This is a genomic window from Microlunatus sp. YIM B11417, assembly GCF_059617205.1.
Map to the genome: position 1 here is coordinate 907304 of NZ_JCAMPJ010000002.1, position 20039 is coordinate 927342.

Here is a 20039-nt window from a genome sequence, read left to right on the forward strand (position 1 = left end):
GCGAGAGGACGAGACGAGACATGGGAATCCGCAAGTACAAGCCGACGACGCCCGGCCGCCGTGGCGGTAGCGTCGCCGACTTCGTCGAGCTGACTCGCTCCACCCCGGAGAAGTCGCTGCTCGTGCCCAGCCCGAAGACGGGCGGCCGGAACAACACCGGTCGGATCACCACCCGGCACATCGGCGGCGGCCACAAGCAGTCCTACCGGCTGGTCGACTTCCGGCGGTACGACAAGGACGGCGTTCCGGCCAAGGTCGCTCACATCGAGTACGACCCGAACCGCACCGCCCGGATCGCGCTGCTGCACTACGCCGACGGCGAGAAGCGCTACATCATCGCGCCGCAGGGCCTGAACCAGGGTGCCGCGGTCGAGGCCGGCGAGAGCGCCGACATCAAGCCGGGCAACAACCTTCCGCTGCGCAACATCCCGGTCGGCACCACGGTGCACGCCGTGGAGCTGCGCCCGGGCGGCGGGGCCAAGCTGGGCCGGTCCGCCGGCGCCAGCATCCAGCTGGTCGCCCGCGAGGGCAAGAACGCCACGCTGCGGATGCCGTCGGGCGAGATGCGGATGGTTGACGTCCGCTGCCGCGCCACGGTGGGCGAGGTCGGCAACGCCGAGCAGTCCAACATCAACTGGGGCAAGGCGGGTCGCGCCCGGTGGAAGGGCAAGCGCCCGGTCGTCCGCGGTGTCGCGATGAACCCGGTCGACCACCCGCACGGTGGCGGCGAGGGCAAGACCTCCGGTGGTCGTCACCCGGTGTCCCCGTGGGGCAAGCCGGAAGGCCGGACCCGGAACAAGAACAAGGCGAGCAATCGCCAGATCGTCCGCCGTCGTCGCACCGGCAAGAAGCGCTGATCAGGAGTTTGTGAACAATGCCACGCAGCCTGAAGAAGGGTCCCTTCGTGGACGAGCACTTGGCCAAGAAGGTCGAGGCTCAGAACGCCAAGGGCAGCAAGACCGTGATCAGGACCTGGTCCCGGCGCTCGATGATCGTGCCCGACATGATCGGCCACACCATCGCTGTGCACGACGGACGCAAGCACGTTCCGGTCTTCATCAGCGACTCGATGGTGGGTCACAAGCTGGGCGAGTTCGCGCCGACCCGGACCTTCCGGGGCCACGAGAAGGACGACCGGAAGTCCCGGCGGCGGTAAGAGGAGAAGGAATCAATGAGCAACGCAGAGAAGGCCCGGCCGAGCCGCCGCGCCACCCTCCTCGGTGACCGCCCGGGTTCGTACGCGATCGCGAAGCAGGTCCGGATCTCGGCCACGAAGGTGCGCCGGGTCGTCGACCTGGTCCGCGGGCTGCCCGTGAACGAGGCCCTGGCCACGCTGCAGTTCGCCCCGCAGGCGGCGAGCGAGCCGGTGTACAAGGTGGTGGCCAGTGCCGCCGCCAACGCCGAGCAGACCGACAACCTGCGCCGCGACGACCTCTACATCTCGCAGGCGTTCGTCGACGAGGGCATGACGATGCGCCGCATCCGGGCCCGCGCGAAGGGCAGCGCGAGCCGGATCCTGAAGCGGTCCAGCCACATCACCGTGGTAGTCGAGCCCAAGGAAAGCAAGGAGGCCTGAGGACATGGGTCAGAAGATCAATCCGCACGGCTTCCGGCTGGGCATCTCGACCGATCACAAGAGCCGGTGGTACGCCGACAAGCAGTACGCCGACTACGTGGGCGAGGACGTCAAGATCCGCGAGGCGCTGACCAAGGGCCTGGAGCGGGCCGGCATCTCCTCGGTGGAGATCGAGCGGACCCGGGACCGGGTCCGGGTCGACATCTACACCGCGCGGCCGGGCATCGTCATCGGCCGTAACGGCGCCGAGGCGGAGCGGGTCCGCGGGCAGCTGGAGAAGCTGACCGGCAAGCAGGTGCAGCTGAACATCCTCGAGGTCAAGAACACCGAGACCGACGCGCAGCTGGTCGCCCAGGGCGTTGCGGAGCAGCTGGCCTCCCGGGTCGCGTTCCGCCGGGCCATGCGCAAGGCGCAGCAGTCCGCGATGCGGTCCGGCGCCAAGGGCATCCGGATCCAGTGCTCGGGTCGTCTCGGCGGCGCCGAGATGAGCCGGTCCGAGTTCTACCGCGAGGGCCAGGTGCCGCTGCACACGCTGCGGGCCGACATCGACTACGGCTTCTTCGAGGCCCGGACGACCTTCGGCCGGATCGGCGTGAAGGTCTGGATCTACAAGGGCGACGTGGCCGGCACCCGTGCCGAGCGCGCCGCGCAGAAGGCCGCCCGTTCCGCAGCCGGTGGCAACCGCCGCCCGGGCCGCGGTCGCGGTGACCGTCCGTCGCGCGCCGACCGCGTGGAGCGGGGCGGCCGCCGTCGGTCCGACGCCGCCCAGTCCGAGGCGAGCTCCGCGCCGGCTGAGGCCGCGGAGGCCGCGACGACCACCGCAGGACAGGAGGCGTGAGCCATGCTGGTGCCCCGTAAGACGAAGTTCCGCAAGCAGCACCACCCGAAGCGTGGCGGCCAGGCCAAGGGCGGCACGTCCCTGGCGTTCGGCGACTACGGCATCCAGGCGCTGGAAGGCCACTACGTCACCAACCGGCAGATCGAGTCGGCGCGTATCGCGATGACCCGGCACATCAAGCGTGGCGGCAAGGTGTGGATCAACATCTTCCCGGACCGCCCGCTGACCAAGAAGCCGGCCGAGACCCGGATGGGTTCCGGCAAGGGTTCCCCGGAATGGTGGATCGCGAACGTCAAGGCCGGCCGGGTCATGTTCGAGCTGTCGGGCGTGACCGAGGACGTGGCCCGCGAGGCCATGCGGCTGGCGATCCACAAGCTGCCGATGAAGGCGCGTTTCATCAAGCGTGAGGGTGGTGACAACTGATGGCGAAGACCACCACCGCAGCGGAGCTGCGCGGCCTGAGCCGCGGTGACCTCGATCAGAAGGTCAAGGAGCTGAAGGAGGAGCTGTTCACGCTCCGCTTCCAGGCCGCGACCGGACAGCTGGAGTCGCACGGCCGGCTGCGTGCGGTCCGCAAGGACATCGCACGGATCTACACCGTGCTGCAGGAGCGGGTGCTCGGCATCGTCGATGACCCGGACCTGGTGGACGAGGACGATTCGGCCGTGGCCGAGGAGACGGTGAAGGCCTGAGATGAGTGACGTGAACACCGAGAACACCACGGCCGAGGCTCCCGTGCGGGGCCGGCGCAAGGTCCGTGACGGCTACGTCGTCAGCGACAAGATGGACAAGACCGTCGTCGTCGCCGTCGAGGATCGGGTGAAGCACCGCCTGTACGGGAAGGTGCTCCGCCAGACCGCCCGACTGAAGGCCCATGACGAGGAGAACAGTGCCGGCGTCGGCGACCGCGTGCGGATCATGGAGACCCGCCCGCTGTCCGCCACGAAGCGCTGGCGGCTGGTCGCCATCCTCGAAAAGGCCAAGTGATTCGTCCCGCGTTGCGGATGTCTGAAAGAAGGAACGGATGATTCAGCAGGAGTCGCGACTGAAGGTCGCCGACAACACCGGTGCCAAGGAGATCTTGTGCATCCGGGTTCTCGGTGGATCCGGTCGCCGCTACGCCGGGATCGGGGACACCATCGTCGCCACGGTGAAGGACGCCATCCCGGGTGGCAACGTGAAGAAGGGCGAGGTCGTCAAGGCGGTCATCGTCCGTACCGTCAAGCAGCGGCGGCGGGCCGACGGCTCCTACATCCGGTTCGACGAGAACGCCGCCGTGATCTTGAAGGCCGACGGAGACCCGCGGGGCACCCGCATCTTCGGTCCGGTCGGCCGCGAACTCCGCGAGAAGCGCTTCATGCGCATCATCTCGCTCGCGCCTGAGGTGATCTGAGAATGGCTGAGAAGAAGACGACGAACCGCGCGCAGACCAAGCTGCACGTCATCAAGGGCGACCGGGTCAAGGTCATCGCGGGCAAGGACAAGGGCGCCGTCGGCGAGATCATCGCCGTCGACCCCGGCCGGCAGCGGGTGACCGTGTCCGGTGTGAACATCGTCAAGCGGCACCTGCGCGACACGTCCGCGCAGCCGCAGGGCCGGCAGACCACGAAGGGCGGGATCGTCTCCTCGGAGGCTCCGATCCACGCGTCCAACGTGCAGCTGCTGGTCAAGAACGCCGATGGCGACGAGGTCGTCACCCGGGTCGCGTACGAGCGCCAAGAGGTGACCAAGCGTCGCCCGAACGGCGAGGAATACAAGGGCTACCGCAGCGTACGGATCGCGCGGAAGACCGGGGAGGAAATCTGATGAGCGCGACCGCGACCGAGGCCGCCCAGCCGCGGCTGAAGCTGCGCTACCGCGAAGAGATCACCAAGGCGCTGCAGGAGGAGTTCAACTACGCGAACCCGATGCAGCTGCCGCGGCTCCTCAAGGTCGTCGTCAACATGGGCGTCGGCGAGGCGGCTCGGGACTCCAAGCTGATCGACGGTGCGACCCGCGACCTGGCCACGATCACCGGGCAGAAGCCGCAGGTGACCCGGGCCCGCAAGTCCATCGCGCAGTTCAAGCTCCGCGAGGGCATGCCGATCGGTGTCCACGTGACGCTGCGCGGCGACCGGATGTGGGAGTTCGCCGACCGGCTGCTCACCCTGGCGCTGCCCCGGATCCGTGACTTCCGCGGCCTGTCGCCGAAGCAGTTCGACGGCAACGGGAACTACACCTTCGGTCTCACGGAGCAGGTCATGTTCCACGAGATCGACCAGGACAGGATCGACCGGGTCCGCGGCATGGACATCACCTTCGTGACCTCGGCCAAGACCGACGACGAGGGGCGCGCGCTGCTGCGGCAGCTCGGCTTCCCGTTCCGGCAGAACTAAAGGAGATCGGCGATGGCGAAGACCGCGCTGCGCGTCAAGCAGGCCCGGAAGCCGAAGTTCGGCGTCCGTGCGTACACCCGCTGCCAGAAGTGCGGCCGGCCCAAGGCCGTGCTGCGCAAGTTCGGGCTGTGCCGGGTGTGCCTGCGTTCGATGGCGCACAAGGGCGAGCTGCCGGGCATCACGAAGTCGTCCTGGTAAGCCGTACGCCCCTCAACTGACCAACGGCGCAGGTCCCCGGCACCGCCGCGGGAAACCACGCTGAGAAAGAAAAGATGACGTTATGACGATGACAGATCCGATCGCGGACATGTTGACCCGGTTGCGCAACGCCAACCAGGCCTACCTGGACGCGACGACGATGCCGCACAGCAAGATCAAGGTGGGGATCGCGGAGATCCTGGTCAGTGAGGGCTACATCGCCTCGTACTCGGTGGACGACGCCCCGGAGGGCCAGGTCGGCAAGCAGCTGACCCTGACCCTGAAGTACGGGCAGAACCGCGAGCGGTCCATCGCCGGCGTGCGGCGGATCTCCAAGCCGGGTCTGCGGGTGTACGCCAAGTCGACCGGGCTGCCCAAGGTGCTCGGTGGTCTGGGCATCGCCATCATCTCGACCTCCGGCGGTCTGATGACCGACCGGCAGGCACACAGCGCGAGCGTGGGTGGGGAAGTCCTCGCCTACGTCTGGTGACGGAACGAGACAGGAAGGAATCGCCATGTCACGCATTGGCAAGCTGCCGATCACCGTTCCGTCCGGCGTCGAGGTGAACATCGACGGCCAGCAGGTTCAGGTGAAGGGTCCGAAGGGCACCCTGCAGCACAAGGTGGCCGAACCGATCACGGTCGCCCGGAACGACGAGGGCCAGCTCGAGGTCTCCCGGCCGAACGACGAGCGAGTGAGCAAGTCGCTGCACGGCCTGACCCGGACGCTGGTCAGCAACATGGTCACGGGTGTGACCGAAGGCTACGAGAAGAAGCTCGAGATCGTCGGTGTCGGTTACCGGGTGATCTCCAAGGGCCCGGCCGAGCTCGAGTTCGCGCTCGGGTTCAGCCACCCGGTGCACGTGAAGGCGCCGGAGGGCATCACCTTCACCGTCGAGTCGGCGACCAAGTTCGCGGTGCAGGGCATCGACAAGCAGCGGGTCGGCGAGGTCGCAGCCAACATTCGTAAGATCCGCAAGCCGGAGCCGTACAAGGGCAAGGGCGTGCGGTACGCGGGCGAGCACGTCCGCCGCAAGGCTGGAAAGGCTGGTAAGTGATCATGGCTGTTTCGCTGACTCACCGGAAGCACACGGCGAGCAAGACGGCTTCCCGGCTGCGGCGCCAGCTGCGCGTGCGCAAGAAGGTCTTCGGCGACCCGGCCCGTCCGCGGCTGGTCGTCACGAAGTCCGCCCGGCACATCTCGGCTCAGGTGATCGACGACACGGTCGGCCGTACGCTCGCGTCGGCCTCGACCATGGAGGCGACGCTGCGGGCCGCCGACGGCGACAAGTCCGACAAGGCCAAGCAGGTCGGCCAGGCCATCGCCGACCGGGCCAAGGCCGCCGGCGTGACCCAGGTCGTCTTCGACCGGGCCGGTCACAAGTACCACGGCCGGATCGCGGCGCTGGCCGACGGCGCCCGTGACGGCGGCCTCGGGTTCTGAGACACGACGAGAGTAAGGAAGAGCGATGAGTGCACAGCAGCGCCGCGGTGGCGGTGGCGGTGAGCGTCGCGGTCGGGACGATCGTCGTGGCCAGGCGCAGGACAAGAGCAATTACATCGAGAAGGTCGTAGCGATCAACCGGGTCGCCAAGGTCGTCCAGGGCGGTCGCCGGTTCAGCTTCACCGCGCTGGTCGTCGTCGGCGACGGCGACGGCACGGTGGGTGTCGGCTACGGCAAGGCGAAGGAGGTGCCCGCCGCGATCGCGAAGGGTGTCGAGAACGCCAAGAAGCACTTCTTCAAGGTCCCGCGGATCCAGGGCACCATCCCGCACCCGGTGCAGGGCGAGAAGGCGGCCGGCGTGGTCATGCTGCGCCCGGCGTCCCCCGGTACCGGCGTGATCGCGGGCGGTTCCGCCCGCGCGGTGCTGGAGTGCGCCGGCGTCCACGACGTGCTGGCCAAGTCGCTCGGCTCGGCCAACGCGATCAACGTCGTGCACGCCACCGTCGAGGCCCTGCAGTCGCTGGAGGAGCCGGAGCAGGTGGCGAAGCGCCGCGGCAAGTCGGTCGAGGACGTCACCCCGGCCGCCATCCTGAAGGCTCGGGCGGAGGTGCACGCGTAATGCCCAGGCTCAAGGTGACGCAGGAGAAGTCCGGCATCGGCCGGGCACAGAATCAGCGCGACACGCTCCGTTCCCTGGGGCTGAAGCGCATCGGTGACGTCGCCGTGAAGGAAGACCGCCCGGAGATCCGGGGCATGCTCTCCACGGTGACCCATCTGATCAAGGTCGAGGAGGTCGACTGATCATGGCCGAGAAGACTGCAGACAAGAAAGCTGCAGCCGAGGAGGCCCAGGTGCAGGGTGGTACGGGTCTGCGGATCCACCACCTGCGTCCTGCCCCCGGCGCCAAGAAGGCCAAGACGCGGGTCGGCCGCGGCGAGGGCTCGAAGGGCAAGACCGCGGGTCGCGGCACCAAGGGCTCCAAGGCTCGCAACAACATTCGGCCGGGCTTCGAGGGCGGCAACCTGCCGCTGCATCGCAAGATGCCGAAGCTGCGCGGGTTCGTGAACCCGTTCCGGACCGAGTACCAGGTGGTCAACCTGGACCGGCTCAGCGCGCTGTTCCCCCAGGGCGGCACGATCGGTGTCGACGAGCTCGTCGCCGCCGGCGCGGTCCGTCCGGGCCGTCCGGTCAAGGTGCTCGGCACCGGCGAGATCTCGGTCGCGGTGCAGGTGAGCGCGCACGCGTTCTCCGGCTCCGCGAAGGACAAGATCGCGGCCGCCGGAGGCTCGGTCACCGAGCTGTAGTAGGCGCTCGTACACGTGACTTCGGTGCCGGCCGACCCCTTGATAGGGTCGTCCGGTGCCGTTGTCGGTGTTGGCAACGAAGTCGGCGCTGAACTGGCGGCGGTGGACAGAGATTGGGAGGGCGAGGAGTGCTCAAAGCGTTCGCGAACGCATTCCGGAGTCCGGATCTGCGGAAGAAGATCCTCTTCACGCTGGGCATCCTGGCGTTGTTCCGGCTGGGTTCGATCATTCCGGTGCCGAACGTCAACGTGGGTCGGGTCGAGTTCTGCAACAACCAGGCTCAGAGCAGTGACCAGGCGGGCATCTACTCGCTGATCAACCTGTTCTCCGGCGGGGCGTTGCTCCAGTTGGCGATCTTCGCCCTCGGCATCATGCCGTACATCACGGCGAGCATCATTCTGCAGCTGCTCACGGTGGTCATCCCCCGGCTCGAGGCGCTGAAGAAGGAAGGCCAGTCCGGCCAGACGAAGATCACCCAGTACACCCGGTACCTGACCCTGGTGCTGGCGCTGCTGAACTCCACCGCCTTCGTCACGCTGGCGGCGAACGACCAGCTGTTCCCGGGCTGTAGCGGCATCCTCTACTCGACGCCGGCCAGCGATCCGGACGGCTACATCTTCCCGATCGTCGTGATGATCCTGACCATGACGGCCGGCACCTCGATCATCATGTGGATGGGTGAGCTGATCACCGAGCGCGGTGTCGGCAACGGCATGTCCGTGATGATCTTCACCCAGGTCGCGGCCGTCATCCCGACCGCCCTGTGGGGCCTGCGGCTGACCAAGGGCTGGGTCACGTTCCTGGTGGTCATCGCGCTCGGCCTGGTGATCATGGCGGCCGTCGTGTTCATCGAGCAGTCCCAGCGCCGGATCCCGGTGCAGTACGCCAAGCGGATGGTCGGCACCCGGGTGTTCGGCGGTACGTCGACGTACATCCCGATCAAGGTCAACCAGGCCGGCATCATCCCGGTCATCTTCGCGTCGTCGCTGCTCTACCTGCCGACGCTGTACGCCCAGTTCCGGCCGAACACGCCGGAGTCGGAGTGGATCACCGCCAACTTCGTCCGCGGCGACCATCCGGTCTACCTGGTCACGTTCTTCCTGCTGATCATCTTCTTCGCCTACTTCTACGTGTCCATCACCTTCAATCCCGAAGAGGTGTCGGACAACATGAAGAAGTACGGCGGATTCATCCCGGGCATCCGGGCCGGCAAGCCGACCGAGAACTACCTCCGGCACGTGCTGTCCCGGCTGATGTTCCCCGGATCCCTCTATCTGGGCCTGATCGCCCTCATCCCTTCTGCGGCGTTTATCCTTTTCGAGGCCAACCAGAACTTCCCGTTCGGTGGCACCTCGCTTCTGATCATCGTCGGCGTTGGACTGGACACGGTGAAGCAGATCGAAAGCCAGCTCCAGCAACGCAACTATGAAGGGTTCCTACGCTGATGCGTCTGTTGATCATGGGTCCGCCCGGGGCGGGCAAGGGCACACAGGCGAAGCGGATCGGCGAGCACTACGCCGTCCCGGCCATCTCGACCGGCGACATCTTCCGCAGCGAGGTGCAGGCCGAGACCGAGCTCGGCCTGAAGGTGAAGCAGATCCTGGACTCCGGCGGCTACGTCGACGACGAGTTGACCAACCAGATCGTGGCGCACCGGCTGGAACAGCCCGACGTCGATCCCGGCTTCCTGCTGGACGGCTACCCGCGCACGATGCCGCAGGTCGCGGCACTGGACCAGATGCTGACCGAGCACGGCCGCGCCCTGGACGCGGTCCTGGCGCTCGAGGCCGACCTCGACGAGCTGGTCGCCCGGCTGACCAGGCGGGCCGAGATCGAGGGCCGCTCGGACGACTCCGAGGAAGCGATCCGGATCCGGCAGCAGAAGTACATCGACGAGACCGCGCCGCTGCTCCAGGGCTACGCCGAACGGGGCCTGCTGGTCACCGTGAACGGCCTGGGCACCGTCGACGAGGTCTCCGAGCGCATCTTCAAGGCCCTCGCCGACCGCGGCTGACCCCCTCCCGCCCAGCCGCGACCGTTGCCAGCGTCCCGGCTACATGGCGCGATTTCTCTTCGCACGGACCGGTTAAGCGATTGACCGACGCCCAGGTGCCCGTCAGAAGAGAAATCGCGTCAGCGGTGACGTCGGCCTTTCCGTGCACCGAACCGCCCGAGTTGGGGACTCTCGCGACAGCTATCCCTTCAGCGCTCCGCTGGTCAGGCCGCGCATGATCTGGCGGTTCAGGATCACGAACAGGATCAGCAGCCCGAAGACGTTGATGCAGATGCCGGCGAAGAGCGGGCCGTAGTTGACCTGGCCGTACTCGCCGCTGAAGTTGAGCAGGCCGGCCTGGATCGGGCGCAGGTCGGGGTTGGTGGTGAAGGTGAGGGCGATCAGCAGGTCGTTCCAGATCCGGAGGAACTGCACCAGGCCGATGGTGAACAGGGAGTTGCGGACCATCGGCAGCCCGATCGCGAAGAACGAGCGGAGCATGCTGGCGCCGTCGATGGTGGCGGCCTCGAACACCTCCCGCGGGATCGCCCGGAAGTAGGCGGCCATCAGGAACACGGTGAGCGGCATGCCCAGGCCGGTGTAGGTGATGATCATCGGCCAGTAGGTGCCGCTGATGCCCAGCTTGAAGTACGCCATGAAGAGCGGGATCAAGATCATCTGGCCGGGGATCATGATCCCGGAGACGAACAGCAGCAGGGTCAGGTTGCGGCCGCGCCAGCGCATGATCTCGATCGCGAACGCCGCTCCGACACCGAACAACAGGGTCAGCGTGAGCGACGGGGCGGTGACGATTGCCGAGTTGAGAAAGTTGCGGGCGATGTTGCCGGTGGTCCAGGCCTGGACGTAGTTGTCGACGTTGAGCGACTGCGGCAACGCGAAGGTCGACTCCTGGATGAACTCGCGCTGGGTCTTGAAGGAGCTGAGGAACAGCCAGAGCACCGGGTAGATGCCGATCACCATCAGGACGGCGATCCCGATCCAGGCCGGGATGGCGGTACGGAGCCGGCGGGCGGTGAGCCGGCGGCGGCGCGGTGCCGGCGGACGGCGGGTCGTCGCCGGCTGGGCCGGCCGGTCGAGATCGAGCGTGGTCATGATCAGGCCTCCGTCCGGTCCCGGCGGGCCGGGCCGAAGATCACCAGCGTGACGACCAGGCAGATCACCGTCAGCACGACGGCCAGCGTGGAGCCGTACCCGTAGTCCTGGAAGGTGAAGGTCGTCTTGTACATGTAGAGGGTCAGCGGCTGCGTCGACGTCCCCGGTCCGCCGTTGGTCAGGGCGAACACCGAGTCGAACACCTTCAGCGTGCCGTTGAAGCTGAAGATCACCGCCGACAACAGGACCGGCGCCGACAGCGGCAGGATGATCTTGCGGACCAGCTGGAGCCCGTTCGCGCCGTCGATCCGGGCCGACTCGAGCAGTTCCTCCGGGATGTCCAGTAGTCCGGCGTAGAGCAGCACGGCGAAGAAGCCCATCGAGCCCCAGAGTTCCATGATCACGATCACGATGAACGAGGTGTCCGGCTGGCTGAGCCAGTCGACCGACGAGATCCCGAACAGGTTCAGGCCGGCGTTGACCGGGCCGGTCTGCGGCGCCACCTCGAACAGCCGGGTGAACAGCAGGGCGACCGCGACCGTCGGCAGCACGGTGGGGAAGAAGATGATCGCGCGGACGAACGCGGATGATCTTCTGAGCACGAAGACGTAGAACAGGGCCAGCAGATAGCCGAGCAGCACCTGGCCGACCGTCATCACCACCGAGTACTTCAGGCTGAACAGGATCGCGTTGCCGAGTTCGGCGTCGCTGAACAGGGCGGCGAAGTTGCCCAGGCCGACGAAGTCGAAGCCGCGCATGTTGCCCTCGAAGAAGGACAACCCGAACGACCAGACCACCGGCACCAGCTTGACCAGGGTGTAGCAGAGCAGTGCCGGTCCGAGCAGGATCAGCACGGTCTTCTTGTCGGCGAGGACGGATTTCATCTTCCTCAGCGCTTCTTCGCCAGGTCCTCGTCCACGGCAGCCTGTACGGTCTCGGCGAACTGGGCCGCCGTCATCCCGCCGGTGACCAGCGGGACCGCGCTCTCGCCGGCCGCGGCACCGGCACGCTGCCCGAGCGGCTGCTCGAACCAGGTCAGCGTCTCGGTCGTGCCGTTGATGATCTTCTGCAGATCGGCGGTCAGCGGCGGTACGTCCTTGATCGGCTGATTGGTCTTGAAGCCGGAGATCACGCCCTGGTTGTTCATCGCGCTGGAGCCGAAGTTCTCCGCGATGCAGGTCAGCCAGCCGCCGACCTCGTCGTTGTAGAGCTTGGTCGACAGCGCGGTCGGTGCGCCGGTGTTGGCCGGATATTGATCAATGCTGCCGGCGCCGCCCTCGACCGCCGGGAACGGCATGAACCCGATCGCCTCGGCGCCGAGCTTGTTCAGTTCCGGGTCGTTGATGCTGGCCAGCATCCAGCTGCCGTTGTACATCATGCCGGCCTCGCCGGTGAGCAGCTGGTTGGTCGCGGTCTGGATGTCCATGGTCGCGGTGCCCGGGCCGAGATACTTCTGCAGCTGGGCGACCTGCTCGATGCCCGCCACGTACTGCGGATCGGTCAGCTTGGCCTTGCCCTCGCCGACGTCCTTCATCGCGTTCGGGCCGATGGAGCGGAACAGGTAGTTGCCGACCCAGCGCAGGATCGTCCAGGCCTGGTCGCCGGAGACGACGACGGCCTGCTTGCCGGACCCCTTGATCTTGTCCGAGGCGGCAATCAGGTCGGTCCACGTCTTCGGCTCCTCGATGCCGAGGTCGGCGAACATCTTCTTGTTGTAGAAGATCCCCTCGATGTTGAACTGGTACGGCAGCGACGCGAACCGGCCGCCGTAGATGTTCTTCACCGTGGACGCCGCCGCCGGCAGCACGTCGTCGATCACGCCGAGCTCGGTGAGCTTCTTCTCCAGGTCCAGCGTCACCTCGTCGTCGCCGATCGCACCGCCCGGCTTCAGTTCGGAGGTGGACCCGATGAACATCTCCGGCAGCGCATCCTGGCTGGCCAGCAACGTGATCCGCTGGTTCACCTCGCCCTGCGGCAGGGTCTCGATCTTGAGCGGCATCGCCTCCTGCTGGGCGGCGCACTCCTTCTCCGAGAGCCGGGTGATCTCGTCGCGGATCTGCGAGCCCTCGTTGGCCGCCAGGTAGTCGAAGGTCTCGCCGCCGCTCGCCGTACCTCCTCCGCCGCCGCAGGCGACCAGCGAGAAGATCGCTGCCCCCGTCGCGACCGCGAGACCGACTCTGCGCGGGCGCGTCGCCATCAACGTTGAAGACACAGTTCCTCCTTGAATGGTGTGCGTCGGCGATGTGAATATATACGCGGCAACGCATTTTCATGCCCTCTCACGGTATGGCGGTGGCGCTGGCCATGTCAAGGAGAGTTCCGATCCGGCACTATGCTCCCCGGATGAGCGCGTCGATCGCGAGGCAGGGGACCGAGATCCGGCTGGCGGTGTTCCGGCTGTCCAGGCGGCTGCGGTTGGAGAAATCGGACGGCGAACTGAGTGACACCCAGTTCGGCGTGCTCGCGGTGCTCAATCGGCACGGGCCGCACACGCTGTCGTCATTGGCTGAGCGGGAACGGGTCACGGCGCCGTCGATGAACCGGACCGTCAACTATCTGGAGGAACGCGGCTACCTGCGCCGCGACGCCGACACAGACGACCGCCGGCGCTCGAACATCGTGATCACCGACGCCGGCGCCGCTGTGGTCCGGGAGACGATCGCCAAGCGCGACGCCTGGCTCACTTCCCGGATCCGCAAGCTGCCCGCCGAGCAGCGCGCGGTGCTGGTCCAGGCGGCCGAGATCCTCGACCGCCTGGCCACCGAGTAGCCTCCCGATCCCTGAGCTTGTCGGGGGTGAGCCCGGGGTGGCCTGCCCTTCGACAGGCTCAGGGGACGTGGTCCGCGACGATGTGGAGCACCCAGTCCTCCTCGTCGGGTGCACTGACGTCGTGCCGGCCGGCAGTCAGTTCCGCGATGCCGTGGCTCTCCCCGGTGCGCGGGTTGAACCATTCGGCGCGGCCGGCCGGAGTGGTCAGTGCGGCCGTACCACCGCAGGGGAAGTAGAGCAGGTACTCCTCGTCCTCGGCGGCCAGGCAGTAGACAAGATCATCGGCGGTGTCGATCAGGCGATCGTTCGGGCGCATCCGCCAGAACCGGACACCGCGGGACTCGATGAACTCGGCCTGCCGCCTGATGTCGGCGTAGATCGGCGGCACCCCGTCCAGGCCGAACTTGACCGTCTCGCCGAGCTGCCCGCCGATGACGGTCGGGTAGTGCCGGTCGCAGCGGCCCATCGCGTACCCGCCGGTGAGGGCGATCCAGTAGAGCCGCCGTTCCGCGTCGTAGCGTCCGTTGTTGCCGGCGGTCATCTCGCCGATCACGACCGGCCGGCCGAACTTCCACATCAGCTCGCCGAAGGCGTTCATGGCGCGATACCAGTCCCGTTGATCATCCTTCGGGTAGTTCCGCGGGTCCTGGGTGACGATGAAGTTGTTGTACGCGGTCGTCACCATCAGTTCCTGCCGGCCGGCGTCGCCGAACGACTTGAGCCGCCCGTACGGATCGCGCCGGTTCAGGTAGTCGGCCCAGTACGCATACCAGGCGGCGGGGATCGCCGGGTCGATGAAGGCCTGCGGCAGCCGCTCGTCGTTGATCTTGGCCAGATTGCCGTTCTCCGAACCGAGTGACCAGATCACGTTCCAGAAGGCGCCGTAACGGGCCCAGGTGTAGCGGACGTAGCGCCGGGTGTGTTCCACGTGCGTCTCGTTGTCCAGGTCGAACATCGGGTACCAGCCGACGCCGGCCTCGCTGCCTTCGAGCCAGCCGCCGTTCGCCACGTTGACCGGGTGGTGGTCCCACTCCCGCGGCCGGACCACCGAGTTGTCGTAGAGCAGTTCCATGGCGAAGAAGATCCCCTTCTCCTTCGCATACCGCAGTTGTCGATCATGGCGCTGGTAGAACTCCAGGTTGAACCGATCCTTGTCGATCTTGTTCGTCTCCGGGTCGATCACCTTCCAGGGCCAGCGGAACGAGGTGTCGGTGATCGTCGACTGCCGGGCGTACAGCTGACCGATGTCGATGATCAGGTTGATCTTGTGCTCGGCCAGGATGTCCAGGTACGTCAGCCAGTCGGCCTCGCTGGGCTGCTGGAAGTCGACGTCCTCGAAGGTCAGCTCGCCGTCCCGCTTCCCGGGCGGCGGCTGGTAGGTCGTGGTCGCGGCGACCTCGGCCTTGCGGGAGCGGTTGGCCACGTGCGGATACCAGCCGTCGTTGGCGATGAACGGGTAGCTGCCGTCCTGTCGCTGGAACCAGTTGCCGAACGTCCGGCTCACCTGCAGGGCTCCGGCCGAGACCGCCGGGGTGCAGCGGAACTCACCGGCAGTGATCAACTCCGGGTCAGCGGCCTCGGTGCGGTACGTCCAGGTCCCCTCCTCGGTCGGGGCGAACCGGACCCGCCAGACGTGCCGGCCGTCCTCGACCCCGTCGTAGAAGCCGTCCACCCGGTGCTCCTCGCCGGCGCCGGCGAACACGGCCCGGACGTCCACGTCGAGGAACGGATTCTGATACTCGGCCGAGGTCGACAGCGTCGCCTCGAACACCTCCCACTTGGCGATCTTCGACACCGAAGTCATCCTTTCCAGAAATCAGTTAGCCATGCTAATGAGCTAGTCTAACCGACTATCCATGCAGGAGTGCATAGAGAGCGAGCGGACTGGGGCCGTGGACCACACGCGCCCCGAGCCTGGGCCACACGAGCCCCGAGCCTGGGCCCACACGAGCCCCGAGCCTGGACCCACACGAGCCCCGAGCCTGGACCCACACGGGCCCTGAGCCTGTCGAAGGGCCAGGCCCGAACGGACGTCCTTCGACAGGCTCAGGACGCGGCGGGTCGGCCTGCAGCGGGCTCAGGGGCGCGGCGGGTGGTCCTTCGACAGGCTCAGGACGCGGTGGTCGCCTTGGCTCGGGACGCGGTGGTCGCCTTGGCTCAGGGGCCGTCGTGGGAGTCGCGCGCCCTGAGGTAGCGGGCGTTCAGGTAGCGCTGCTCGGGGAGGCTCGTGGTCAACTGGGCGGCTCTTCGGTAGGCCTCGGCGGCAGCGGGCAGGTCGCCGGACCGCTCCAGTAGATGGGCACGGACGGCGTGGGCTCGGTGGTGGCGCTGCATGGCCTTGTCCCGCAGCAGTTCGTCGATGATCATCAGGCCCTGCTCCGGACCGAGCGCCTCGCCGACCGCGACGGCCCGGTTCAGCGTCACGGCTGGGCTCGGTGCGACCCGGTCCAGCATCCCGTACAGCAGGCTGATCTCCAGCCAGTCGACGTCGGCGGCGGTCGGAGCCTCGGCGTGCACGGCGGCAATGGCCGCGGACAGCTGATAGCGGCCGACCGGGCCGTACGGCAGCACCCGCTCCAGGATCGCGACGCCCTCGGTGATCAACGCCCGGTCCCACCGGCTCCGGTCCTGTTCGGCGAGCGGGATCAGATCGCCCGCGGCATCCGTACGCGCAGCGGCCCGGGCCTGGGTGAGCAGCATCAGGGCCAGCGCCCCGGCCACCTCGTCATGATCAGGCAGCGCCGCCCGGAGCTGCCGGGTCAGCCGGATCGCCTCGCTGGTCAGGGTGATGTCCAGCAGGTCCTCGCCGCCGCTGCGGGTGTAGCCCTCGTTGAACATCAGGTGGCAGACGTCGAGCACCGCCGCGATCCGCTCCGGCCACTCGTCCGGCCCGGGCAGCTCGAACCGGGCTCCGGCCTCGCGCAGGGTGGCCCGGGCCCGGGTCAGTCGTTGCGCCATGGTGCGGGCCGGCACCAGGTAGGCGGCGGCGATCTGCTCGGTGGACAGGCCGGCCATCGACTGCAGCGTGAGCGCGACCTGGGACGGCCGGCTCAGGCTCGGATGGCAGCAGAGCAGGATCAACCGCAGGGTGTCGTCGGCGTCGGACCCGCGCGGATCGTCGGCGGCCGGAGCCAGGTCGGCGTCGCTGGGCCGGGCGGTGCCGACCGTGGTCTCCCGGCCGGCCCGGGCCTGGTCGGACCGGAACCGGTCGATCAGGCGCCGGGACGCGACTCGGATCAGCCAGGCCCGCGGATTGTCCGGTACGCCCTCGGTGGGCCACTGGGCGGCCGCGGCCTCGGCGGCCTCCTGCGCCGCGTCCTCGCAGTCACCCAGATCCCCGTACCGACGGAGCAGGGCCGCCAGGACGTGCGGCGACTCGCGCCGCCACACGTCACCGATCGGCCCTTCGACAGGCTCAGGGCGCGAATCGACAGGCTCAGGCGTCGCCACCGGGACCCATCAGCGGCCGCAGCTCCACGGTCTCGCCGGGACCGGAGAACCGGCTGGTGATCTCCTCGGCGCGGGCCTGGCTCTCCACGTCGATCAGGAAGAACCCGGCCAGGTGCTCCTTCGCCTCCGAGTACGGGCCGTCGGTGACCAGGGGCTTGCCGTCGGCCCAGCGGAACAGCCGTGACGTCGCCGGGTCGCCGAGCGCCTGGCCGCTGACCAACTCGCCGTTCGTGTGCAGTTCGGTCAGCAGCTGGTCGAAGTCGGCGTTGAGAGTGTCCCGCTGCTCCGCGGTCAACTCCTCGTACTCGGGCAGGAAGTTGGGCGTCGGGTGTCCCCACGGCTGCGGGTTGGAGTGGATCAGGATGAGGTACTTCATGGCTTCTCCTCGGTGGTCACGGCGCCGGCTGGCGGCCTCTTCGTCTGCGACGTCGGTGCCGATCCGCCCCCGTCGACATCGTCGACGAGATTCAACAGAAGATTTCCGGCCGCGGCCCAGTTCCGGGCCCCTTCGGCCAGCGGCGCGCCGTTCAGGGTGGCCCGGTTCTCGGCGACGGCTTCCAGCAGGGCCGGCACGGTCCAGCCGAGCTTGACGGCGACCGTGATGATCATGGCCCGCCGGATCGCCGCCGCGTCGAGCAGCCCGCCGGCCTGCCGGTAGCCGGTGGCGTAGCCGTCGGCGATCTGCTCGAACAACTCCGGCAGCAGGTGCGGCGCCAGATGGTGGTCATAGATCGCCTCGAGGGCCAGGCAGGCCGGATCCAGGCCGACCGGTCCCACGCCGGCGTAGGCCCAGTCGATCACCACGGTCTCGCCGTCGGCGTCGAACAGGTTGCCGGGATGGAAGTCGAAGTGGGTCAGCGTCCGCGGCAGGCCCTCGACCCGGTCCAGCCAGGTCGGCAGCCTGGCCCACAGCGCGTTCATCCGGTCCGGCGCGTCCGGGGCGAACAGCCCGGCGGCCAGGGCCGGTTCCCAGATCCCGGGCCGGCTCAACGGCTCGCCGTCGGGCCGGTGCAGGCCGACGTGCTCCCGCAGCCAGGTCCGGGACAGCTCGGGCATGGCCAGCAGCGGGGACTCGGTGAGCGCGCCCTGGGTCCGGCCCAGCTGGGCGGCGACGGTGCGGTAGCGGTCCGGGGCCCAGCGTGCGCCGTACACACCCGTCAGGTGTTCCAGCCAGAGCGCCACCGTGCCGTCCGGCCGGTCGAAGACGCCGTGGCAGCGGACCGGCCGGATCCCGCCGGGCACGCCGTCCAGCGCCGCCCGGAGCCGGCTGTCGGGTGCGAGCAGGTCGGCCTCGCGGCGCCAGTAGTAGTTGCTCGCCGGGTCGGCACTGGTCGGCCAGCGGTGATCGCCGGAAGAACCGCAGTGGATCTGCTTGAGCACCATCGGGCCGCCGGGCAGGTCGACCCGCCAGACCCCGACGGTCGCGCCGGTGATCGGTTCGTAGAGCACTTCGGAGGGGTACGCCACGCCGACCATCCTCCCGTCCTCGTCCGGCACACGGATTAACCAGGCTGAAATGATGCCCTAACCGCCACGACACCAGGCCCGCTGACGATGGCAGTGACGACGGCAGCGGGCTCGTCGGGGAGGAGGACGGACCATGATGTCCGATTGGACGACCGACCTGGACTGGTCGAAGAGCGCACTACTCGTGGTGGACCTGCAGAACGACTACTGCCACTGGCAGGGTGCGGAGGTCCTGAACGGCGGCGATGTCACCCGGCGGACGGCAATCCTGCCGGCCGTACAGCGGCTGATCGACGCCGCGCACCGGGCCTCGACCCCGGTGATCTTCATCCGGACCGAGCACGATCACACCACCACCTCGCCGGCCTGGGCCTACCGACGGCGGGATGTCCGGAACCCGTTCTGCGTCACCGGGACCTGGGGCGCCGAGTACTTCGGCGTGGAGCCGGGCCCGGACGACCTCGAGATCACCAAGCACCGGTTCAGCGCCTTCGTCGGTACCGATCTGGAGCTGCGGCTGCGGGCGCTCGGCCGGGAGACCTTGATCATCGCCGGGGTGGACACGAACGTCTGCGTCGAGTCGACGATGCGGGACGGCTACATGCACGACTTCTCCTGCGTCCTGGTCACCGACGCGACGGCCGCCGGCACCGTTGAGGAGCACGAGGCCTCCTGCGCGACCCTGGGCCGCTACTTCGGCTGGACGGCCAAGACCGCGACCGTGGCGGCGATGCTGGACACGGTCGCACCCTGGAAGCCTGGCCTGGCGGAGGCCCTCGCCGCCTGTTGATGAGCGTGACACCCGCTTCGCAGGTTCCTGACACGAGAAGAAGGGGTGTGGAGGATCTCGGCGCGCTGCGGGTCACGCCGGATCGACTCCACACCCCTTGCAGCTTCAACTGTACGTGCTCCGGGCAAGGCCGTCAGGCGGTACGGGAAACTCGTCGAGAAAATCTCCGCGGGAGGCCGGCGAGGCAGGTGCGAGGATCGCGGCATGGCCGAACCTGCTGCTGCCGAGACGCCGGAGATCCTGCCGATCGGGCCCGGGTTGCGGCTGCGCCGGTTCGATCCGGACCGTGCGGCGCCGGGGCTGCTGGCCGAGCTGCTCACCTGGTACCAGGACGAGGAGACCGTCCGGCTGGTCGACGGGCCGGGCGCCGCGCCGTACGACGAGGACCGGCTGCTGCGGATGTTCCGGCACCTGCGTGATCATGGTGAGCTCTATCTGGTGGAACGCCTGGCCGGCACCGAGTGGCGGCCGGTCGGCGACGTGACGTTGCAGACCTGGGCGGTGCCGATCGTGCTGGCTCCCGCGGCGCGCGGCCGGGGGATCGGGCGGGCGGTGATCACGGCCATGATCGAACGGGCTCGGGTGCTGGGCCGCTCGACGGTCGAGGTCAGCGACGTCTACGACGGCAACGAGGCGTCCCGACGACTCTTCGAGTCACTCGGCTTCGTCGCCGGGCAGCGGACCGAACTCGGCCGCCGCTACACCTTGGTGATCAGCTGACG

The 20039-nt window shown here is 68.0% G+C and carries 29 protein-coding genes; 22 read left to right on the forward strand and 7 right to left on the reverse strand.

Annotated elements, in window-relative coordinates; genetic code table 11:
• Positions 1 to 20 precede the first annotated feature (20 nt).
• The 19 genes from rplB (at position 21) to AC6CCG_RS14715 (ending at position 9749) form a co-directional block, all read left to right on the forward strand.
• Complete coding sequence (gene rplB / locus AC6CCG_RS14625; RefSeq protein WP_496655277.1) at positions 21 to 857, forward strand: 50S ribosomal protein L2; 837 nt, start codon at positions 21 to 23, stop codon at positions 855 to 857.
• Between the two features lie 17 nt (positions 858 to 874).
• Positions 875 to 1156: a 30S ribosomal protein S19 gene (rpsS, locus tag AC6CCG_RS14630; protein WP_179751158.1), complete on the forward strand. Its 282-nt coding sequence runs from the start codon at positions 875 to 877 to the stop codon at positions 1154 to 1156.
• 15 nt (positions 1157 to 1171) lie between these two features.
• Complete coding sequence (rplV, locus tag AC6CCG_RS14635; protein ID WP_496655278.1) at positions 1172 to 1576, forward strand: 50S ribosomal protein L22; 405 nt, start codon at positions 1172 to 1174, stop codon at positions 1574 to 1576.
• 4 nt (positions 1577 to 1580) lie between these two features.
• Positions 1581 to 2414 carry a 30S ribosomal protein S3 gene (rpsC, locus tag AC6CCG_RS14640; RefSeq protein WP_496655279.1) on the forward strand — a complete coding sequence of 278 codons (834 nt, stop codon included), beginning with the start codon at positions 1581 to 1583 and terminating at the stop codon, positions 2412 to 2414.
• Positions 2415 to 2417: 3 nt separating this feature from the next.
• On the forward strand, positions 2418 to 2837 hold the full coding sequence (gene rplP, locus AC6CCG_RS14645; RefSeq protein WP_496655280.1) for a 50S ribosomal protein L16: 420 nt from the start codon (positions 2418 to 2420) through the stop codon (positions 2835 to 2837).
• Positions 2837 to 3106 (forward strand): 50S ribosomal protein L29, encoded by a 270-nt coding sequence (rpmC, locus tag AC6CCG_RS14650; RefSeq protein ID WP_496655281.1) that lies wholly within the window; start codon positions 2837 to 2839, stop codon positions 3104 to 3106. The genes rplP and rpmC overlap by 1 nt, the downstream gene beginning before the upstream one ends.
• 1 nt (position 3107) lies before the next feature.
• Positions 3108 to 3401 (forward strand): 30S ribosomal protein S17, encoded by a 294-nt coding sequence (gene rpsQ / locus AC6CCG_RS14655; RefSeq protein ID WP_496655282.1) that lies wholly within the window; start codon positions 3108 to 3110, stop codon positions 3399 to 3401.
• Between the two features lie 37 nt (positions 3402 to 3438).
• On the forward strand, positions 3439 to 3807 hold the full coding sequence (gene rplN / locus AC6CCG_RS14660) for a 50S ribosomal protein L14 (protein WP_152361902.1): 369 nt from the start codon (positions 3439 to 3441) through the stop codon (positions 3805 to 3807).
• Positions 3808 to 3809: 2 nt separating this feature from the next.
• Positions 3810 to 4220, forward strand: a complete 411-nt coding sequence (gene rplX, locus AC6CCG_RS14665) for a 50S ribosomal protein L24 (RefSeq protein ID WP_496655283.1) — start codon at positions 3810 to 3812, stop codon at positions 4218 to 4220.
• Positions 4220 to 4789, forward strand: coding sequence for a 50S ribosomal protein L5 (gene rplE / locus AC6CCG_RS14670; RefSeq protein WP_496655284.1), 570 nt, complete (start codon positions 4220 to 4222; stop codon positions 4787 to 4789). The genes rplX and rplE overlap by 1 nt, the downstream gene beginning before the upstream one ends.
• A gap of 12 nt (positions 4790 to 4801) precedes the next feature.
• Positions 4802 to 4987: a type Z 30S ribosomal protein S14 gene (locus AC6CCG_RS14675; protein ID WP_179751141.1), complete on the forward strand. Its 186-nt coding sequence runs from the start codon at positions 4802 to 4804 to the stop codon at positions 4985 to 4987.
• 82 nt (positions 4988 to 5069) lie between these two features.
• Positions 5070 to 5477, forward strand: a complete 408-nt coding sequence (gene rpsH, locus AC6CCG_RS14680; RefSeq protein WP_496655285.1) for a 30S ribosomal protein S8 — start codon at positions 5070 to 5072, stop codon at positions 5475 to 5477.
• 25 nt (positions 5478 to 5502) lie between these two features.
• Entirely contained in the window at positions 5503 to 6045 is a 543-nt protein-coding gene (rplF, locus tag AC6CCG_RS14685) for a 50S ribosomal protein L6 (protein WP_496655286.1), read from the forward strand.
• Positions 6046 to 6047: 2 nt separating this feature from the next.
• A complete protein-coding gene (gene rplR / locus AC6CCG_RS14690; RefSeq protein WP_496655287.1) occupies positions 6048 to 6431 on the forward strand; it encodes a 50S ribosomal protein L18 in 384 nt (127 codons plus the stop codon).
• Positions 6432 to 6456: 25 nt separating this feature from the next.
• A complete protein-coding gene (gene rpsE, locus AC6CCG_RS14695; RefSeq protein ID WP_496655288.1) occupies positions 6457 to 7050 on the forward strand; it encodes a 30S ribosomal protein S5 in 594 nt (197 codons plus the stop codon).
• A complete protein-coding gene (gene rpmD, locus AC6CCG_RS14700; RefSeq protein ID WP_152361894.1) occupies positions 7050 to 7232 on the forward strand; it encodes a 50S ribosomal protein L30 in 183 nt (60 codons plus the stop codon). The genes rpsE and rpmD overlap by 1 nt, the downstream gene beginning before the upstream one ends.
• 2 nt (positions 7233 to 7234) lie before the next feature.
• Positions 7235 to 7735 carry a 50S ribosomal protein L15 gene (gene rplO / locus AC6CCG_RS14705; protein WP_496655289.1) on the forward strand — a complete coding sequence of 167 codons (501 nt, stop codon included), beginning with the start codon at positions 7235 to 7237 and terminating at the stop codon, positions 7733 to 7735.
• 128 nt (positions 7736 to 7863) lie between these two features.
• Entirely contained in the window at positions 7864 to 9180 is a 1317-nt protein-coding gene (secY, locus tag AC6CCG_RS14710; RefSeq protein WP_496655290.1) for a preprotein translocase subunit SecY, read from the forward strand.
• Entirely contained in the window at positions 9180 to 9749 is a 570-nt protein-coding gene (locus tag AC6CCG_RS14715) for an adenylate kinase (protein WP_496655291.1), read from the forward strand. The genes secY and AC6CCG_RS14715 overlap by 1 nt, the downstream gene beginning before the upstream one ends.
• 180 nt (positions 9750 to 9929) lie before the next feature.
• Here the strand turns inward: AC6CCG_RS14715 and AC6CCG_RS14720 are convergent, their stop codons facing one another.
• Genes AC6CCG_RS14720 through AC6CCG_RS14730 form a run of 3 tightly spaced genes read right to left on the reverse strand, consistent with a single transcriptional unit; the run spans position 9930 to position 13053 of the window.
• Positions 9930 to 10841: a carbohydrate ABC transporter permease gene (locus tag AC6CCG_RS14720; protein WP_496655292.1), complete on the reverse strand. Its 912-nt coding sequence runs from the start codon at positions 10839 to 10841 to the stop codon at positions 9930 to 9932.
• Positions 10842 to 10843: 2 nt separating this feature from the next.
• Entirely contained in the window at positions 10844 to 11725 is an 882-nt protein-coding gene (locus AC6CCG_RS14725; RefSeq protein ID WP_496655293.1) for a carbohydrate ABC transporter permease, read from the reverse strand.
• A 5-nt stretch (positions 11726 to 11730) separates the two neighbouring features.
• A complete protein-coding gene (locus tag AC6CCG_RS14730; RefSeq protein ID WP_496655294.1) occupies positions 11731 to 13053 on the reverse strand; it encodes an ABC transporter substrate-binding protein in 1323 nt (440 codons plus the stop codon).
• Positions 13054 to 13184: 131 nt separating this feature from the next.
• Here AC6CCG_RS14730 and AC6CCG_RS14735 point away from each other — a divergent pair, with 131 nt between their 5' ends.
• On the forward strand, positions 13185 to 13610 hold the full coding sequence (locus tag AC6CCG_RS14735) for a MarR family winged helix-turn-helix transcriptional regulator (RefSeq protein ID WP_496655295.1): 426 nt from the start codon (positions 13185 to 13187) through the stop codon (positions 13608 to 13610).
• 58 nt (positions 13611 to 13668) lie between these two features.
• On the opposite strand, the gene AC6CCG_RS14740 is transcribed toward AC6CCG_RS14735, so the two are convergent.
• The 4 genes from AC6CCG_RS14740 to AC6CCG_RS14755 form a co-directional block, all read right to left on the reverse strand.
• A complete protein-coding gene (locus AC6CCG_RS14740; protein WP_496655296.1) occupies positions 13669 to 15405 on the reverse strand; it encodes a DUF5060 domain-containing protein in 1737 nt (578 codons plus the stop codon).
• A gap of 362 nt (positions 15406 to 15767) precedes the next feature.
• Entirely contained in the window at positions 15768 to 17000 is a 1233-nt protein-coding gene (locus AC6CCG_RS14745; protein WP_496655297.1) for an RNA polymerase sigma factor, read from the reverse strand.
• A 46-nt stretch (positions 17001 to 17046) separates the two neighbouring features.
• Positions 17047 to 17436, reverse strand: coding sequence for a YciI family protein (locus tag AC6CCG_RS14750; RefSeq protein WP_496655298.1), 390 nt, complete (start codon positions 17434 to 17436; stop codon positions 17047 to 17049).
• On the reverse strand, positions 17433 to 18527 hold the full coding sequence (locus AC6CCG_RS14755) for a phosphotransferase (RefSeq protein ID WP_496655299.1): 1095 nt from the start codon (positions 18525 to 18527) through the stop codon (positions 17433 to 17435). Before AC6CCG_RS14755 ends, AC6CCG_RS14750 begins: the two co-directional genes overlap by 4 nt.
• A gap of 133 nt (positions 18528 to 18660) precedes the next feature.
• On the opposite strand from AC6CCG_RS14755, the gene AC6CCG_RS14760 reads away from it, so the two are divergent.
• Both AC6CCG_RS14760 and AC6CCG_RS14765 read left to right on the forward strand, forming a co-directional pair.
• Positions 18661 to 19317, forward strand: a complete 657-nt coding sequence (locus tag AC6CCG_RS14760) for a cysteine hydrolase family protein (protein WP_496655300.1) — start codon at positions 18661 to 18663, stop codon at positions 19315 to 19317.
• Between the two features lie 204 nt (positions 19318 to 19521).
• Positions 19522 to 20037, forward strand: coding sequence for a GNAT family N-acetyltransferase (locus tag AC6CCG_RS14765; protein ID WP_496655301.1), 516 nt, complete (start codon positions 19522 to 19524; stop codon positions 20035 to 20037).
• The last annotated feature ends 2 nt before the right edge of the window (positions 20038 to 20039 follow it).